The organism is Sphingomonas colocasiae (genome assembly GCF_019880585.1).
Classification (GTDB): Bacteria; Pseudomonadota; Alphaproteobacteria; order Sphingomonadales; family Sphingomonadaceae; genus Sphingobium_A; species Sphingobium_A colocasiae.
Window position 1 is genome coordinate 22,584 of the sequence record NZ_JAINVV010000008.1, and the last position, 16,250, is coordinate 38,833.

Sequence of the window (16,250 nt, forward strand, 5' to 3'; positions counted from 1 at the left end):
GCTTAGCGCAATTCCCGCCGCGAGACCCAGCGGACTTGACGGGTACGGGCTGGCGGCATCTTATGCGCGGGGGTCAATCGTCGGGGACTCGAAACCATGCATGTCGCGGCCGGGCAGGACGCAGGGGCGGAGCACGCCGCGCCGCCGCGCGTTCTGCTGATCGATTGCTATGCGGAGATGCGCCGCACCGCGCGCGCGATGATCCGCGGCGAAGGCGATCTGTCGTTCCAGCCCACCGACCTCGCGCATGAGGCGGCGATCCGGCTGATGGGGCTCGATCGCATCGATGTGAACGGGCATGGCCATATGCTGGCCCTGTCCGCCCGGGTGATGCGCCAGACGCTGATCGACGAGATCCGTCGCGCCAGGGCCGCCAAGCGCCAGGCGCCGAATTCGCTCACCGAATGGCCGGGCGGCGGACGCAGGCAGATCGAGCTGGACATTCTCGACGATGCGCTGCGCGCGCTCGCCCAGGTCTCCGCCGACCATGCAGAGATCGTCGAGCTGCGCTTCTCGCTGGGCCTGACCGTGGAGGAGGCGGCCGCGGCGACGGGCATCACCACCCGCACGGTGAAACGGCGCTGGCAGGCTGCGCGTGCCTGGCTTCAACGCTATCTCGAAACCGACGGGCTCGAAACGGACGGGGCCGTTGCCCACGCTTGAAGCCAGGCGCCGGGCGCTGCTGCTGTTCGAGCAGTTGCTCGACCTTCCGCCCGGCGCGCCGCAACGCGCCACCCTGTTCGCCGACGCCTCGCCCGAGATCCTGGCCGAGGTCGCGGCGCTCGAAGCCGCCGAGGCCCGGAGCGCCGAATCCTTCGCCACCGCCTTCGACGCCGATGCGCCGGTCTTTCCCGGCGAGCGGCCCGAGCGTGTCGGCGCCTATCGCCTCGACGCGCTGATCGGCGAAGGCGGCATGGGCGAAGTCTGGCGCGGCATCCGCGACGACGGGCTGTTCGAGCATCGCGTCGCGGTCAAGCTCATCCGCCCCGGCATCGTCTCGGCCGGCGCCGAAGCCCGTTTCGTCGAGGAACGCCGCCTGCTTGCCCGGCTCGACCATCCCGGGGTCGCGCGCATCATCGACGGCGGCGTCAGCGAGGGCGGCTGGCCCTATCTGATCACCGAACTCGTCGAAGGCGACGCGATCGACCGGCATTGCGCCGCGCAGGATTGCGACCTGCGCACCCGGATCATGCTGGTGCGCGACGCCGCGCGCGCGGTCGAGGCCGCGCACGGCCAGTTGATCGTCCATGCCGACATCAAGCCGGGCAACCTGCTCGTCACCCCCCGGAACATGGTGAAGCTGCTCGATTTCGGCATCGCGCGACTGATCGGCGGGGCGGGCGACGCCGGCCCCGCGCTCCAGCCGATGACGCGCGCCTATGCGAGCCCGGAACGCGCGGCCGGCGCGCTGGCGGACGTCGCCGACGACATCTATGCGCTGGGGCTGGTGCTGCGCGATCTTGTCGCGGATCGTCCGGCGGATCCGGGTGCGACGGCGATCGTCATGCGCGCGACCGCACCGGCAGCGGCAAATCGTTATCGCACCATGGAGGCGATGGGCGCCGATCTCGATCGCTGGCTCGCCGATCTTCCGGTGCGCGCGCATCCCCGCTCATTTCGCTATCGGCTGAACCGTTTCACGCACCGCCATCGCTTCGGCGTGGCGGCGAGCGCCATCGCGCTGCTCGCGATGCTCGGCGGCACGACCTTCGGCGCGATCGGCCATGTCCGCGCCGAGCGCGCGCGCACGGCGGAGGCGCAGCGCATCGCCGATCTGCGCGCGGTATCGCATTATCTGCTGTTCGATCTGCAGGCGGAGATGGCGCGCCAGCCCAATTCGCTGCGGCTGCGGACGCGGATCGCCGAACGGCTCCAGCTCTATCTCGATCGCATGGCCGCCGATCCGCGCGCCACGCCCGCCACCCGCATCGAGGCCGCAGAGGGACTGATCCGCCTGGCCGATCAGCAGGGCGATCCGGGCCAGGCCAATCTCGGCCAGCCCGCCCATGCCCGCCGCAATCTGGAGCGTGCGGCGAACCTTGCCCAAGGCCTGCCGGGCCCCGACGCGGCGCTGGTCCGCGCGCGGATCGCGATCGCATTGGCCAGGCAGATCACGATCTACGACCATGCCCTCGTCCGTGCCGACGCGCTGATGACCGCCGCCAGCCGGGATATCGATGCGTCCGGAGCCGTGGGCGTGGGACTGCGCGCCACATATCAGACCGAACTCGCCACGCTGCGCGCCTGGCAGAATCGCTATGACGAGGCGATCGCCGCCGCGCGCGCGGCTATGCGCGAGTCCCTGCCCGCCGATCCGCGCGAGGCGGCGCTGCTCTCGTCGCGCATGGCCGACATTCTTGGCGAGAGCATCTTCTATCGCGGCGATCATCCCGGCGCGGTCGCCCCCTATCGCCGGCAGCTCGCGATCCTGACCGACGCGCGCGCGCGCTGGCCGGACGACGCCAGGATCCGCCGCAATTTCGCGCGCGCCACCTGGGCGCTCGGCACCACGCTGATCGATATCGATCGCGCCGCCGAAGCCCTCCCCATGCTCGAACAGGGACTGGCCGAAATCCGGGCCCTGATCGCGCAGGATCGCGACAATGCCGATGCGCAGCGCATGCTGCGGATCCAGGAGATCGCCTATACCCAGGCATTGGGCCGAACGGGCCGCGCGGACGAGGCCGTCGCGATGCTGGCGGCCAATGTCGAGACACGTCGCAGATCCTGGCTCGCCCAGCCCGGGGAAGCGATGCGGCTGCGCGACTATGCCATCGCCATCGCCGCGCTCGGCGATCTCCAGGCCGAACATGGCCGCACCGCCGAAGCCTGCCGAACCTATGACCAGGCGGACATCATGTTCGGCCGGCTGAAACGCGACGGCAAGTTCATCGAGATCGACCGGGATTATTCCCAGCGGCTGCTCAACGAGGCGCGCGCGCGCTATTGCCGGAACCGGGCGTAGAAGTCCGCTGCGCCGTCGCCGCGCCCCGGCGAACGAGCTCGACCACCCGGCGTGTCGCGTCGATCACGGCATCGGGCCGATCGATCTGGACATAATGGTTGGCGTCCGTCAACACCCGATGCCAGCTCCGCGTCGACCAGGATGCCTGATCGTCGTGCAACGCCTTGAGCTCCGCCTGGAAACGCACGCCCTGTTGCGGGTTCAGCTTCATGTCCTTCAGGATCTCCGGCGAATAGGGCGCGACGCCGGTGAGCACGAACAGCGGCCGGTTACCCAGAGTCCGCACGGCGCCGGCACGCGCCATCGTCCGGTCGAACCCTTCGAGTTCGGCGATCGCGCCGGTGATCGAGCGATGCGACAATGCGGTGGTCTCCGCGACGATCGCCGGCGGCCCCTGGGGCGGTTCCTTGCCGCCGACCGCCAGGCGCACCGCGCCCATCCACGACCAGGCCGCGATCGCCTTCATCGTCGGCACCATCGTGCGGGGATGCGTGTCCGCGCCGGTGACGCGGCGGAACCGCGCGATCTGGTCGGGATGCGAGGTATCGACGAACACCAGGCCGGCGACGCGGTCGCCATGGTCCTGCGTGAACACCGTCGCATAAGGCCCGCCGATCGAATGCGCGACCAGCACCAGCGGGCCGGTGACGTCCGCGGCATCCAGCGTCGCCTGAAGATCGCGCGAGATCGCGGCGGCATCCTGCGGCCCCGATTTGGGATCGCTCCACAAGATGCCGGCGCGATCATAGACGCAGGCGCGCGTGAACGACGCGACCGGACCGAACACCTTGCTCCACGAGAGCGATCCCGACAGCGTCAGCCCGGCTTCGAAGATCACGGTGGGCGATCCGCTGCCCCGGCAATCGATATGCATCCGCCGCCCGCCGATATCGACCAGCCGGCCGGTCGGCGGATAGGCGGATGCCGCCTGCCGCCGTTCAAAGGCCTCATAGCCGCTCCCGACGATCATGGTCGCCGCCGCAACGCCCACGACACCGAGCCCGATGCGCTTCAGCCAGCGGCGCGCGGGCATCAGAAACGCGTCTCGACCGCGAGGCCGACGGTGCGCGGCTGGACCGGCGTGACCAGGATGTAATTGGGCCGGTTGAGCGCATCGCGCGACAGCGTACGCGTGATCGCGCCGTCGCTGTCCAGCAAGTTGCGGGCATAGACACGCACGGTCCAGCGTTCGGAGAGGGTGAGCGATGCGTTGAGGTCGATCGCGCCATAGGCGTCCGCGACAACCGGATAGAGCAGGGGATTGGCGCTGGTCACGTCGGACAGGCGCCGCCCGGTATGGCGCAGGCCCGCGCCGATCTGCATTTCCGCATTGTCGGCCGCACGGAACCGGTAATCGGCGGTGAGCGCGCCGCTGAACTTCGGAATCCGCGGCAGCCCGTCACCATCGCGCCCGCCCAGGCTGGGCGGCGCATCGGCCGTCAATTGCGCGTCGGTATAGGCGCCGTTGGCGCCCAGGGTCAGCCCGTCGATCGGCCGCCAGGCAATCGTCGCCTCGAACCCCTGGCTGCGCGCGGAACCCGCATTGGCGAAGCCAGCGGTGCCGCCCGCGAAATTGACGAGAAGCTGGATGTCCTTCCAGTCCATATAGAAAGCGGCGATGTCGAGCGTCAGGCTGCGATCGAACAGCAGCGACTTCAGACCGATCTCGTAATTGACCAGCGAATCCGAATCCACCGTCGGCGGCACGCCCGGCAGGACGACATTGGGGCCGCCGGGCCGGTAGCCGCTGGCGACACGCGCATAGAGCATGGTGTCGCGGTTCAGGTGGAAACGCGGGCTGACGCTGTAGGTGACGACGCTTTCCGCCGAAGTTCCGGGGGTGTTCGCGGTCGGCACGATCGCGCCGCTGCTGATCTGGCGAAAGCGCTGTTCGTTGCGCGCCCAGCGCAGCCCGCCGGTCACGTCGAACCGGTCGCTGAACTTGTAGGTGGCGTTGCCGAAGACCGCATATTCGCGATATCGGGCGGGCAGGCTGGCGATCGCGAGCGGATTGAGGCCGGGAAGCGGATTGCCGCTCATGTCGAACGCCCCGAGCCGTTGCTCCTGCCCCGTCTTCTCATGGGTGAAGAAACCGCCGATCAGCCACTCGAAACGGTCATTGGTGGGTGAGGTCAGCCGCACTTCCTGCGTGAATTTCTTTATGTCGAGATCGAGCGTGAAGGGCGCGAGACCGACCGGCGCACCGAACAGCGGAAACAGCACGCCATAGGCGCGGCTGGTATCGCGGACATGCCTGGTGCGCGTGCGATTGTACGAACCGGCGGCGGTCAGCGCGGCAAAACCGAGATCGTAATCGATCGTCGCCGCATAATAGTTCAGCGTCTTGCGGAAGCTCTCGGGCAGGTAATTGTTGTTCGAGAGACCATTGCCGATGCGTTCGCCGGTCACCAGATCCTCGACGACATTGGCATTGCCGTCGGCGTCGATCGTCTGCCACAGTCCAGACAGCTTCACCGAGAGATCGTCGGTCGGCTTCCACAACAGGCTTACGCGTCCGCCGCGCTGTTCATAGCCATTCTCGTCGCGCTTGCCGGTGGTGAGGCTGTCCACATAGCCCGGCGCCTTGCGATAGGCGTAGCTCGCGGTCAGGCCCAGCCGATCCTGCACGATCGGCAGGTTGACCATCGCCTGCCCCGCATAGCCGGCATGGCCCGCGCCCCGGATGCCGAACGTCTCCCCGCCGGCCTTGCCCGAAGCAGCGTCGAGCCGGGGCGAGACCGTCACATATTTGAGCAGCCCGCCGATCGAGCTGGCGCCGTAGAGCGTCCCCTGCGGGCCGCGCAGCACCTCGATCCGCTCGATATCATAAGGCAGCAGGTCGAGCGTGAAGCCGGCGCTGCGGGCGTAGATCGAACTGGCGCCGACGGGCGCGTCGTCCAGATAGGTGCCGACCGTCGTGCTCTCCCCGATCGGCGCGATGCCACGCAACGACACCGTCGCCTGGCCCGGCGTGCCGGTGCTGTCGATCTGGAGGCCGGGAATATAGGGCCCGACATCGGTCAACTGCCCCGCACCGAACTGCTCCATCTGCCGTCCGCCGACGACGCTGATCGAGATCGGCACATTGCGCTGCTTCTCGCTGCGCTTCTGCGCGGTCACGACGATCTCGGCATCGCTTTCCGCTTCGGCATCGGCGCCGGTTTCTTCAGAGATGCGCGTGGCCGACGCGGCGCGGATCAGGATCGTGCCGTCGGCGTTGACGCTCGCGGCCAGGCCCGATCGCGCGATCAGCCGGGTGACGGCGTCACGCGCGGTGAAGCTGCCCTTCAGCCGTGCCGCCGTCTGCCCCGCCACCGTTGCCGGCGCGAAGATGATGTTGGCGCCGGTCCGCCGCGAAACCGCCTTCAACGATGCTTCGAGCGATTGCGCGGGCAGATCGAAATCGATCGCCTGGGCATGGGCCGCCACGGGCGCCAATGCCGCGACCACCGCCGCCGCCATCATCGTATCGCGCAAACCCCGGTGCCCCATTCCATCCCCCGTCTTCATGACGCCGGCCATTCGCCAGCACGCCATAGACGCGCGTCCCCCTGGAACACCCCACCCGCTTTTTTTCAGCGTGGCTTGCCGAGGCGCTGCCCCTGGGGAGAGCTGGTCAGCGCCAGCCCGTAAATGTCCGAAACCGCGCGGGCGAACTGCGCGCTGTCGGTGGCGCGGAAGGCGCCGCTGATCCGCAATCGCGCGACGGCGGGATCGTCGATCGCGATCGGCTGATCGGCATAGCGGTTCATTTCCGCCACCGCCTCGCCCAGCGGGGTATCGCCGAACACCACTTGCCCGGCGCGCCAGGCGCGCGCGGTCTGGAGATTGACCGCCTGGAGCATCGGCCGCGCACCGGGCGTCGCCTGTCGCAGCCGCTGGCCCGGAACCATCTCGATCTCGGCGGGCGCGACGCCGGCCCTGGACGGTTCGACCACGCGGACCTTGCCTTCGGCCAAGGTCACCGACAGGCCGCCATCGACGAAGCGGACATCGAAAACCGTGCCCACCGCCACGACGCGGGTGCCGCCGGCCTCGACGATGAATGGCCTCAGCGAATCCTTCGCGACCTCGAACGACGCCTCGCCGCGATCGAGCCGGACGAGGCGGCGATCGGCGTCGAACGCGGTGGTCAGCGCCGTCGCGGTGTTGAGCGTCACGACCGACCCGTCGGCCAGGCGCAGCGAACGCTGCTCGCCCACCGCGGTCTCAATCGGCGCCGGGCGCTGCGCATACCAGCCGCCGATGCCGACAGCGACGGCCAGGCTGGCGGCAAGCGCCAGCGCGAGCGGCCGTCGCGAACGGCGCGCGGGCCCCGCCGCGGCCCTGGCGCCACCCGCCAGATCCCAGGTCTCGCTCGTCATTTCGAACGCCGCGCGATTGGCCGCGCTGGCATCGAGCCAGACACGAAAATCGCGCTCGACCTCCGGCCCGCGTGTGTCCGACTGGAGGCGCGCGACCCAGACCGAGGCCTCGACGATCTTCTCCTCGTCCACCGGCTCAGGCTTCGCGGTCAATGCGGTTCACCTTCATCGTCAGCTTCGCCACGGCGCGCGCCATCGCCTTTTCCACCGCGCTCGACGAGATACCGAAGGCCGCCGCCGCCTGGCTATAGGTCAGCCCGTCGACGCGGACCGCGATGAAGATCTCGCGCGTGCGTTCGGGCAGGTCCGCGATCGCGGCCTCCACCAGGCGCAGCCGCTCGCGCATCGCCAGCACCTCGTCCTGCGGCGGGGCGGCGGGATGGAGCAGATCGAGCACCGCGCGGTCGGCATGCGCGGTCGTGCGCACGCGCTGATGGCGGCCGAGCGACGCCGAAAGATTGAGCGCGGTCCGCCACAGGAAGCGCTCGCGATCAACGATCGGCCGTTCGGGCGGCTGCGCGGACAGCCGTGTATAGGCTTCCTGCACGATATCCTCCGCATCGTCGCCGGCACGCGTCCGCGCGCGCAGATATTGCATCAATCTCGCCCGGAAGCCGTGATCGGCCATGCGGCCCTCCTCTCGCGCGCGAGGATCGCGCATCGCGGCGGCGGCGCAAGTGGGTTTCGGTTCAGTTCGCCCGCCTCACCCTGCCGGCGGCCAGCCGCTCGGCCAGGAAATCGACGAAGACGCGCACGCGCGCCGGCGTGTTCGCGCCGCCGACAAAGACCGCATGGATATCCTCGCGGTCGCCGGGATTATAGGGTTCGAGCAACGCCACCAGCCGCCCTGCCGCGATATCGTCGACGACATGGAAACTGCCGACGCGCGCGATGCCGACGCCCTGGCGCGCGAGCTGGACCAGGGTTTCGCCATTGTTCGCCTCGATATTGCCCTTGACGCCCAGCGCATAATCGCGGCCGTCGCGGCGGAAGGGCCAGACCGGTTCCGCCCGGCGGAAATTGAAGTTCAGGCAATTGTGCGCGTGCAGATCCTCCGGGACGTCCGGCGTGCCCATCCGCGCCAGATAATCGGGCGAGGCGACGATCGTGCGGCCATTCTCGCCCAGCTTCCGCGCGGTCAGCAAACTGTCGGGCAACGGACCGAAGCGGATGGCGATATCGGCGCGGCCGCCGGCGATATCGACCAGCGTGTCGCCCAGGCTGATATCGACCAATATGTGCGGATAGAGCTGAACGAATTCCTCCAGCAGCGGCACGATCGACAGCCGCCCATGCGCGAGCGCCGCGCTTACCCGCAACCGGCCGCGCGGCGCCGCCTGCTCGGCGATCGCTTCCTCGGTTTCGGCCATGTCCGCCAGGATCCGCTGCGCCGCCAGATGATAGGCCTCGCCTTCCGGCGTCAGGATCATGCGGCGCGTGGTGCGCACGATCAGCCGGACGCCCAGCCGCGCCTCGATCCGCGCGACGATGCGGCTCACCGCCGAGGGGGTAAGCCCCAGCACCCGCCCCGCCGAGGAGAAACTGCCCTCGCGGATCGCCGCGACGAACGCCTCCATCTCACCCGACCGATCGATCATTTCGCGCGCCATTGTTGATTCCCACGCACAGATGCTTCGCCTGCACGCCGTCTACCGGACATTGCCGCGAAGCGCCATTTGTACGCGATCCCGAGGATGCTGGCGCATCCGGGATCGTTTCGCTCAAGCGCCGCGCAGGCTGACGCAATCAAAAATGAAAGGGTGCGCCCCATGAAGATCAACCCGCCGCTCCTGGCGCTCGCCATCGGCGCATTCGGCATCGGCGTGACCGAATTCGCCCCCATGGGACTGCTGCCGGTGATCGCGAACGATCTGGGCGTCTCGATTCCGGCGGCCGGGCTGCTTGTCAGCGCCTATGCGCTGGGCGTGCTGATCGGCGCGCCACTGATGACGCTGACCACCGGACGCGTGCCGCGCCGCACCTTGCTGATGCTGCTGATGGGGATCTTCACGGTCGGCAACCTGGTGTCGGCGATCTCCGACGGCTATGCGATGCTGCTGGTCTCTCGCGTCATCACCTCGTTCAACCATGGCGCCTTTTTCGGCGTGGGATCGCTGGTCGCGGCCAGCGTGGTGCCCGCCGACAAGCGCGCCGGCGCGGTGGCGGCGATGTTCATGGGCCTGACCATCGCCAATATCGCGGGCGTGCCGCTCGCCACCTGGGCGGGCGAACTGATGGGCTGGCGCGCCGCCTTCTGGGGGATCGCGCTGCTCGGCCTCGTCACGCTGGCGGCGCTGCGCTTCGCGCTGCCCGATCTGCCCGCCGACCAGGGAACCGACATGCGCGCCGAACTGCGCGAACTGACGCGCGGGCCAGTGCTGGCGGCCCTCGCGCTCACCGTCATCGGATCGAGCGCGATGTTCACGGTCTTCACCTATATCGCGCCGATCCTGCGCGTGGAGGCGCATGCGTCTACAATGTTCGTCACCGCCATGCTCGTGCTCTATGGCCTGGGCCTTACCGTCGGCAACTGGCTGGGCGGCCGCTATGCCGATCGCTCGGTCGACGGCACGCTGATCGCGGCGCTGGGCGCGCTGGTGCTGCTGCTGATCCTGTTCGCCGGAATGATGCACTGGCCGGCGCCGGCGGCAGTGCTGATCTTCCTGTGGGGGGTGGCGAGCTTCGCGCTGGTGCCGCCGCTGCAGATGCGCGTGATGACCGAAGCGGCGAGCGCCCCCAACCTCGCCTCCGCGATGAATATCGGCGCCTTCAATCTCGGCAATGCCATCGGCGCCGCGCTGGGCGGCGGCGTGATCGGGGCCGGGCTCGGCTATCCGGCGGTGTCGCTCGCCGGCGCGGCGATGGCGGGTGCCGGGCTCGCGCTTGTCATCGGCCTGCGCCGCAAACCCCGGGCCGCGCAACTCGCCAACGCATGCCCATGATAAATCAATCCTGATCGAACCAGATATTTTCCATTTGGAGAAAACACCCGGCCGTCCTACGCTTCGCGAAATATGATCCAATCGCGTCGGACGGGGGACATGGGATGGACAGGGGCAAACTGACGGGCGACGTATCGCTTTTCCTGGTGCTGACCTTGGCGATCAGTTGCATCTTCTATGCGCTGATCCTGAGCGCCGGGCCGGTGCAGGGATTGCGCCTGTATATCACCGGACTGATGTGGGCGCCCGCGGTCGGCGCATTGCTCACCGTCCATATCCGCAAGCTCGACCTGGCGTCGCTCGGCTGGGGCTGGGGCGAAAACCGGTGGAACCTCGCCGGCTACCTCATCCCGCTCGGCTATGCCGGGATCGCCTATCTCATCATCTGGCTGACCGGCCTTGGCGGCTTCGCCGACGCGAAGAATGTCGCGCAATTCGCGGAGATGCTCGGCTGGAAGAATGCGGAACCGGCGATCGTCGTCATCGGCTATGTCCTGCTCGCGGCCACCGCGGGCTTCGTCACCTCGCTCGCGACCGGGCTGGGCGAAGAGATCGGCTGGCGCGGCTTCCTGGCGCCACGCATGGCGGCATTGACGGGTTTCACGCCCAGCGTGTTCATCGTCGGGCTGATCTGGGGCGCCTGGCACATGCCGCTGCTGCTGTTCGGCGATTACAACCAGGGCACCGAATGGTGGGTTGCCGCACCCTGCTTCATGGTGCTCGTCTTCAGCGTGAGCATGATCATGGCCTGGCTCCGCCTGCGTTCCGGCAGCCTGTGGCCCTGCGCGATCCTGCACGCCAGCCACAACCTGTTCATCCAGGCCGTCTTCACGCCACTGACCGGCGAACGCGGCACCGCCACCGCCTATGCGATCGACGAATTCGGCATCGTCGTGCCCGCCGTGCTGATCGGCTTCGCGATCTGGTTCTGGTTGCGGCGCGGACAGGTTTCGCAGCCCGCGATCGCGTCCTGATCGATGCGCCGGGATCACCCTTGTCACCCGATCGCAGGATTTACGGCCCGTCCGATTGCGCAAGCCATATCCAGATCATATGTAATGAGCCGTTTGAAGCGATGAGTTCCAATCAAGAGACAATGAATCACTCCATGGAAATGCCGGACACCGCCAATGCGGATCATTCCCCTGTCGATGGAGCGATCATCGCATGAAGGGCGACCAACCCACGCTCGGCACGCTGTTGCGCGGTCTACGGACGCGCAACAACTGGACGCTCAAGGAAATGAGCGACCATAGCGGCATCCCGATCTCGACGCTGTCCAAGGTCGAGCATGACCGGCTGACGCTCACCTATGACAAGCTGCTCCAGCTCAGCCAGCGGCTCAACATCCGCATGTCCGAACTGTTCGCGGAAACCGACCCCGCCGCCGAGACGCAAGTGACCGCGCGGCGCAGTATCGGCGAGTTGGAGAGCGCGATCCGCGTCACCACGCCGAATTACGATTATCACTATCTCTGCACCGAATTGCGCCGCAAACGGATGATCCCGCTGATCACGCGCATCCGCGCCAAATCGGCCGAGGAATTCGGCGAGCCCGTGCGCCACCCCGGCGAGGAGTTCGTCTATGTCGTGAAGGGCAGGATCGTCGTCCACACCGAATTCTACGATCCCGTCACGCTGGACGAAGGCGCGTCGATCTATCTCGATTCGAACATGGGCCATGCCTATGTCACGGCCGAGGGCTGCGAAGAGGCGATCGTGCTGGGCGTCTGCTCAAGCGCCGAGGACGGCCTGATGGATTCGCTGCTCAACCTGCATGGCGACGACGCCGAGCTGGAGAATATGCCGGCCTGACCGCCGGTCGCGCCTTACCGATCCCGCTTGCGCCAGGCATTGGCGGCGATCGCGCCGCCGCCCTTGATCTCGCGCATGGCGATCGTCGTCACGAAACGCTCGACGCCGGGCAGGCGCCATAATTCGGTGCGCAGCAGTTCGTCGAGATCGCCCATGTCGCGCGCGAGCACCTGCAATTGATAATCCGCGTCGCCGACGGTGGCATGGCACGCCATGACCATCGGGTGCGCGCGCACGGCATCCTCGAAGGCGAGATGGAGATCGAAGCGCACCATGACGCGCACGAAGGCGGTGGTACGCAGCCCCACCGCCGCCGGATCGACTGCGGCGTGATAGCCACGGATCACCTTCGCATCTTCCAGCGCCTGGACGCGCTTCCAGCAGGGCGATTTCGATATGCCGACGGCATCGGCAAGCGCCGCGAACGACAATCGCGCGTCGCCCTCGAGCGCGCTCACAATCTCCCGATCGATGCGGTCGAGCGATGGGAGGGCGGATTCGGCCGGCATCAGGAGGCGTCCTCAGTCGAGTGCTGCGGTGAACCGATATCCAAGTCCGGATTGCATGACAACCCGCGCACGACACATCAATCGTTCTCATATTCATCATATTCGAGAAACGATTCTCGAAATCCGGTCACCCGAGCCCCCTAGATTAGGCACAATGTGCCACGCCCGAAATGTTAGGTTCGATCCATCGATACGGCCCTGCAAGGAGAGACAGGCAATGGACCGCGCCCGTTATCACGCGCTGTTGGGAGCGAGCGAAAAGCTCGACTATGAAATCTATATCTCGACTCAGGCGCTACTGTCCTGCCAGAAGCCGTTCGACCAGCTCATCAATCACGATGAGCTCCAGTTCCAGATCGTTCACCAGGTCGAGGAACTCTGGATGAAGCTGATGGCGCACACGCTGCTTGAAGTGGACGACTATATGGTTGCGGGCAACGCGCATCGCGTCGCCGGCCTGCTCGGCCGTTGCCATCGCATCATGCGGCTGATGATCTCGCAGCTCGATCTGCTCGAGACCATGTCACCCAAGGAATATCAGCAGATCCGTTTGCAGCTCGGCAACGGCAGCGGGCAGGAATCGCCGGGCTTCCGTGTGCTTCTCCAGATGATCCCGGAACTCTGGCGCAGCTTCGAGAAGCGCTATCTGATCGACGCGGGACGTACCGTGCGCTCGATCTACGACCAGGACTATGCGCATGACGACGCCTATGTCGTCGCCGAGGCCCTGATCGAACTGGACGAACAGTTCGGCAAGTTCCGCTCTCACCATATCTTCCTGATCCACCGTTCGATCGGCATGGGATCGGCATCGCTCAAGGGCCGCTCGGTCGATCTGCTCCAGGCCGGCGCGCGGCACCGCTTCTTCCCCGAACTGTGGGATGTGCGCGTCGCCATGACCGACGATTGGGGCGGGCAATATGGCCGCGTTCGCGACAGCATATCCGTAACCGGTGAAGCAGCATGAGCGCGCATCGCGCGCTGTTCCTGGTCCCGGGCGAAGGCCCCTATCTGCTCAGCCATTCGGTCGGCTGCCTGCCGCGCGCCGCGCGCGCCCGGCTCGACGACGACATGCTGACGCCCTGGGCCGAACTGGGATCGGACGGCTGGGGCAACTGGCTGGGCGTGATCGATCGCTTCCGGGGCGCCGCATCCGGCCTGCTTGGCGTCGAGCCCGAGGAGATCTGCCCGCAGCCCACCGTCTCCTCCGCGCTGTTCAACCTGCTTTCCGGCCTCAAGCGCGAACCCGGCCGCGACGTCCTGCTCGCATCGGCGCATGCCTTTTCATCGCTGGTGTTCGCGATGGAGCGGCTTCAGCGACTCGGCTATCGCCTCGAGCTCTTGCCCGAGGATGTCGACCCCGGCGATCCGCAGAGCTGGATCGACGCGATCGACGAGCGCGTCGCGGCGGTGGTTCCGATGCATGTCCATTCGAACAGCGGCGTGATCTCGCCGATCGTCGAGATCGCGACGGCCGCGCGGCGACACGGGGTATTCTCGATCGTCGATGCCGCGCAGTCGGTCGGCATCCTGCCGGTCACGCCCCGCGCCTGGGGCGTCGATGCCGTGCTCGGCACTTCGGTCAAATGGCTGTGCGGCGGCCCCGGCGCGCCCTTCCTGTGGATCCGGCGCGAACTGGTCGCGGAAATCGAGCCGATCGATGTGGGCTGGTTCTCGCATGAAAATCCGTTCGCCTTCGACGTCCGCGACTTCCGCTACGCCGGCGATGCGCGGCGCTTCTGGGGCGGCACGCCCACGATCGCGCCCTTCTCGCTCGCAACCACGGGCATCGAGACGATCGCATCGATCGGCGTCGACGCCGCGCTCGAATGGAATCGCACGCTCATCGCGCATCTCGAAGTCGCGGCGGATTGCCGCTTCGACATGACCCGCCAGGGCGGCACATTGTGCCTGACAGCCGAGGATATCGAGGGCCTCGCCACGGCGCTCGGCGATGCGGGCTGTCGCTTCGACAGGCGCGGAGATGTGGTGCGCGCATCGTTCCATGTCTGGAACAGCATCGAGGATGCAGAACTGGTGGGCGGCATCCTGCGCGACTTTCCGGCGCGTCAGATCGGCGCGGATCGGCCCGATCAGCGCAAACCGCTGGGCCGCGCCGCATAACAGGCGGTCACGCCCCGCTCAGGCGGCGGCAGGCATCGTCGTCCAGCCGAGCGCGGGGATGGTGATCGAACGCTTGCCCGACATGTCGACGCGCGTAACGAGGATCTGGCGCTCCTCGATATAATTGATCACACGCTGGGCGCGGCGCAGCGAGGTGGTGCCGTAGACGCGCGCGAGCTCCTCGTCGCTGGGGCACGGTTCGCCATCGCGCGCGGCGCGGGCGATGCGCAGATAAGCGCCGAGCATGTCGTCGGGCAGCCCGTGCGCCACCGCGATCGCGGGCGCCCATTCCTCGTCCATATCCTCGAACACGCCGGCGCGCGCGGCGCCCAGGCGCCGGGCAAAGGCCGATGCGTCGAGCGGCGGCCGGTGCACGCCCATCATCCGGCAACGCACCTGGAAATCCTGGAACAGCAGGGCAGCCGATCGCGATGACGAGTCCGGATCCTCGACGAGCGCGCGCAATGCCTCCGCGACCACCGGGCCGGGGTCGATCGCGGGTGCCGCCGGGCGCTCGGGCGGGGGCGCGGTGCTGACTTCGATGGTGTGCAGCACATCCTCGACCGGCGGTGGCTTGGGCGGCACATAGGTGACCGGTGCGGGGCCGGGCTCATCCAGTCCGTCGAGCAGGGTCTGGCGCATATCCTCGGCCGAAACCTGCGGCAGCGGCGTCAGCAGCGGGCCGGTGCCGCGCGCGGCGGTTTCGACGGGCCCGATGCGGATCGACACCGGCCGGCGCGAAATGGCGGGGCCAAGCGCAAGGAAATTGCCGCGCTGGAGATCGCGGATCGCATCGGCCTGGCGCCGTTCCATGCCGAGCAAGTCGGCGGCGCGCGCCATGTCGATGTCGAGAAAGGTGCGGCCCATCAGGAAGTTGGACGCCTCCGCCGCGACATTCTTGGCGAGCTTGGCCAGGCGCTGGGTCGCGATGATCCCGGCGAGCCCGCGCTTGCGCCCGCGGCACATCAGGTTGGTCATCGCCGAGAGCGACGCGCGCCGCACCTCCTCCGTCACCTCGACGGCGCCGGAGGGTGCGAACACCTGCGCCTCGTCCACCACCACCAGCGCGGGATACCAATGTTCGCGCGGCGCATCGAACATGCCCGAAAGGAAAGCGGCCGCGCAGCGCATCTGCCCTTCGGCGTCGAGTCCCTCCAGGCTGAGCACGACCGAGGCGCGATGCTCGCGGCAGCGCGCGGCGAACTTGACGACTTCGTTGATCGAATAATCCGCGCCTTCGACGACGACATGGCCATAGGGACCGGACAAGGTCACGAAATCGCCCTCGGGATCGATGATCACCTGCTGGACATGCTCGGCGCTGCGTTCGAGCAGACGGCGCAACAGGTGCGACTTGCCCGAGCCGGAATTGCCCTGGACGAGCAACCGCGTCGCCAACAGCTCCTCGAGGTCGATCGAAGCGCCCTTGCCTGTCGTGTCCGTGCCTATATCGACTTGAATCGTCATCGCCGCCGTTTGGCCGAGATGCCACCGTTCCGGCAAGGGCCGGATGCGCCTTTCGTCGCGACTT

14 protein-coding genes are annotated in these 16,250 nt (G+C 67.5%); 7 read left to right on the top strand and 7 right to left on the bottom strand.

Annotated elements, in window-relative coordinates; all coding sequences use genetic code 11:
- Positions 1–96: 96 nt before the first annotated feature.
- Entirely contained in the window at positions 97–663 is a 567-nt protein-coding gene (locus K7G82_RS15985; RefSeq protein ID WP_222990922.1) for an ECF-type sigma factor, read from the top strand.
- Positions 650–2,965, top strand: a complete 2,316-nt coding sequence (locus tag K7G82_RS15990; RefSeq protein ID WP_222990923.1) for a serine/threonine-protein kinase — start codon at positions 650–652, stop codon at positions 2,963–2,965. Before K7G82_RS15985 ends, K7G82_RS15990 begins: the two co-directional genes overlap by 14 nt.
- Here K7G82_RS15990 and K7G82_RS15995 read toward each other — a convergent pair.
- The 5 genes from K7G82_RS15995 to K7G82_RS16015 all read right to left on the bottom strand — a co-directional run bounded on the left by K7G82_RS15995 (position 2,925) and on the right by K7G82_RS16015 (position 8,927).
- Entirely contained in the window at positions 2,925–3,998 is a 1,074-nt protein-coding gene (locus K7G82_RS15995; RefSeq protein ID WP_222990924.1) for an alpha/beta fold hydrolase, read from the bottom strand. The genes K7G82_RS15990 and K7G82_RS15995 overlap by 41 nt on opposite strands.
- Complete coding sequence (locus K7G82_RS16000) at positions 3,998–6,457, bottom strand: TonB-dependent receptor (RefSeq protein ID WP_222990925.1); 2,460 nt, start codon at positions 6,455–6,457, stop codon at positions 3,998–4,000. The genes K7G82_RS15995 and K7G82_RS16000 overlap by 1 nt, the downstream gene beginning before the upstream one ends.
- A gap of 83 nt (positions 6,458–6,540) precedes the next feature.
- Positions 6,541–7,482 (bottom strand): FecR family protein, encoded by a 942-nt coding sequence (locus K7G82_RS16005; RefSeq protein ID WP_222990926.1) that lies wholly within the window; start codon positions 7,480–7,482, stop codon positions 6,541–6,543.
- Entirely contained in the window at positions 7,466–7,957 is a 492-nt protein-coding gene (locus K7G82_RS16010) for an RNA polymerase sigma factor (protein ID WP_222990927.1), read from the bottom strand. The genes K7G82_RS16005 and K7G82_RS16010 overlap by 17 nt, the downstream gene beginning before the upstream one ends.
- Positions 7,958–8,018: 61 nt before the next feature.
- Positions 8,019–8,927, bottom strand: coding sequence for a LysR family transcriptional regulator (locus K7G82_RS16015; RefSeq protein WP_246623619.1), 909 nt, complete (start codon positions 8,925–8,927; stop codon positions 8,019–8,021).
- A 171-nt stretch (positions 8,928–9,098) separates the two neighbouring features.
- Here K7G82_RS16015 and K7G82_RS16020 point away from each other — a divergent pair, with 171 nt between their 5' ends.
- From K7G82_RS16020 to K7G82_RS16030, 3 genes are all read left to right on the top strand, one after another.
- The gene (locus K7G82_RS16020; protein WP_222990929.1) at positions 9,099–10,271 is read left to right on the top strand and encodes an MFS transporter; all 1,173 of its coding nucleotides are present in this window, start codon (positions 9,099–9,101) and stop codon (positions 10,269–10,271) included.
- A gap of 104 nt (positions 10,272–10,375) precedes the next feature.
- Positions 10,376–11,245: a CPBP family intramembrane glutamic endopeptidase gene (locus K7G82_RS16025; RefSeq protein ID WP_222990930.1), complete on the top strand. Its 870-nt coding sequence runs from the start codon at positions 10,376–10,378 to the stop codon at positions 11,243–11,245.
- A gap of 193 nt (positions 11,246–11,438) precedes the next feature.
- The gene (locus tag K7G82_RS16030) at positions 11,439–12,086 is read left to right on the top strand and encodes a helix-turn-helix domain-containing protein (protein ID WP_222990931.1); all 648 of its coding nucleotides are present in this window, start codon (positions 11,439–11,441) and stop codon (positions 12,084–12,086) included.
- Positions 12,087–12,100: 14 nt separating this feature from the next.
- On the opposite strand, the gene K7G82_RS16035 is transcribed toward K7G82_RS16030, so the two are convergent.
- Positions 12,101–12,595 (bottom strand): Lrp/AsnC family transcriptional regulator, encoded by a 495-nt coding sequence (locus K7G82_RS16035; protein ID WP_222990932.1) that lies wholly within the window; start codon positions 12,593–12,595, stop codon positions 12,101–12,103.
- Between the two features lie 217 nt (positions 12,596–12,812).
- On the opposite strand from K7G82_RS16035, the gene K7G82_RS16040 reads away from it, so the two are divergent.
- Both K7G82_RS16040 and K7G82_RS16045 read left to right on the top strand, forming a co-directional pair.
- A complete protein-coding gene (locus tag K7G82_RS16040; RefSeq protein ID WP_222990933.1) occupies positions 12,813–13,562 on the top strand; it encodes a tryptophan 2,3-dioxygenase family protein in 750 nt (249 codons plus the stop codon).
- Positions 13,559–14,719 carry an aminotransferase class V-fold PLP-dependent enzyme gene (locus K7G82_RS16045; protein WP_222990934.1) on the top strand — a complete coding sequence of 387 codons (1,161 nt, stop codon included), beginning with the start codon at positions 13,559–13,561 and terminating at the stop codon, positions 14,717–14,719. Before K7G82_RS16040 ends, K7G82_RS16045 begins: the two co-directional genes overlap by 4 nt.
- Positions 14,720–14,737: 18 nt before the next feature.
- Here the strand turns inward: K7G82_RS16045 and K7G82_RS16050 are convergent, their stop codons facing one another.
- Positions 14,738–16,186: a helicase HerA domain-containing protein gene (locus K7G82_RS16050; RefSeq protein ID WP_222990935.1), complete on the bottom strand. Its 1,449-nt coding sequence runs from the start codon at positions 16,184–16,186 to the stop codon at positions 14,738–14,740.
- Positions 16,187–16,250 lie beyond the last annotated feature (64 nt).

What these genes read in the sequence shown, in the direction of transcription:
- K7G82_RS16030 (WP_222990931.1), top strand. Translation starts at nt 11,439, where the DNA reads ATGAAGGGCGACCAACCCACGCTCGGCACGCTGTTGCGCGGTCTACGG.
- K7G82_RS16010 (WP_222990927.1), bottom strand. Translation starts at nt 7,957, where the DNA reads ATGGCCGATCACGGCTTCCGGGCGAGATTGATGCAATATCTGCGCGCG.
- K7G82_RS16045 (WP_222990934.1), top strand. Translation starts at nt 13,559, where the DNA reads ATGAGCGCGCATCGCGCGCTGTTCCTGGTCCCGGGCGAAGGCCCCTAT.
- K7G82_RS15995 (WP_222990924.1), bottom strand. Translation starts at nt 3,998, where the DNA reads ATGCCCGCGCGCCGCTGGCTGAAGCGCATCGGGCTCGGTGTCGTGGGC.
- K7G82_RS15985 (WP_222990922.1), top strand. Translation starts at nt 97, where the DNA reads ATGCATGTCGCGGCCGGGCAGGACGCAGGGGCGGAGCACGCCGCGCCG.
- K7G82_RS16035 (WP_222990932.1), bottom strand. Translation starts at nt 12,595, where the DNA reads ATGCCGGCCGAATCCGCCCTCCCATCGCTCGACCGCATCGATCGGGAG.
- K7G82_RS16025 (WP_222990930.1), top strand. Translation starts at nt 10,376, where the DNA reads ATGGACAGGGGCAAACTGACGGGCGACGTATCGCTTTTCCTGGTGCTG.
- K7G82_RS16040 (WP_222990933.1), top strand. Translation starts at nt 12,813, where the DNA reads ATGGACCGCGCCCGTTATCACGCGCTGTTGGGAGCGAGCGAAAAGCTC.
- K7G82_RS16015 (WP_246623619.1), bottom strand. Translation starts at nt 8,927, where the DNA reads ATGATCGATCGGTCGGGTGAGATGGAGGCGTTCGTCGCGGCGATCCGC.
- K7G82_RS16050 (WP_222990935.1), bottom strand. Translation starts at nt 16,186, where the DNA reads ATGACGATTCAAGTCGATATAGGCACGGACACGACAGGCAAGGGCGCT.
- K7G82_RS16020 (WP_222990929.1), top strand. Translation starts at nt 9,099, where the DNA reads ATGAAGATCAACCCGCCGCTCCTGGCGCTCGCCATCGGCGCATTCGGC.
- K7G82_RS16000 (WP_222990925.1), bottom strand. Translation starts at nt 6,457, where the DNA reads ATGGGGCACCGGGGTTTGCGCGATACGATGATGGCGGCGGCGGTGGTC.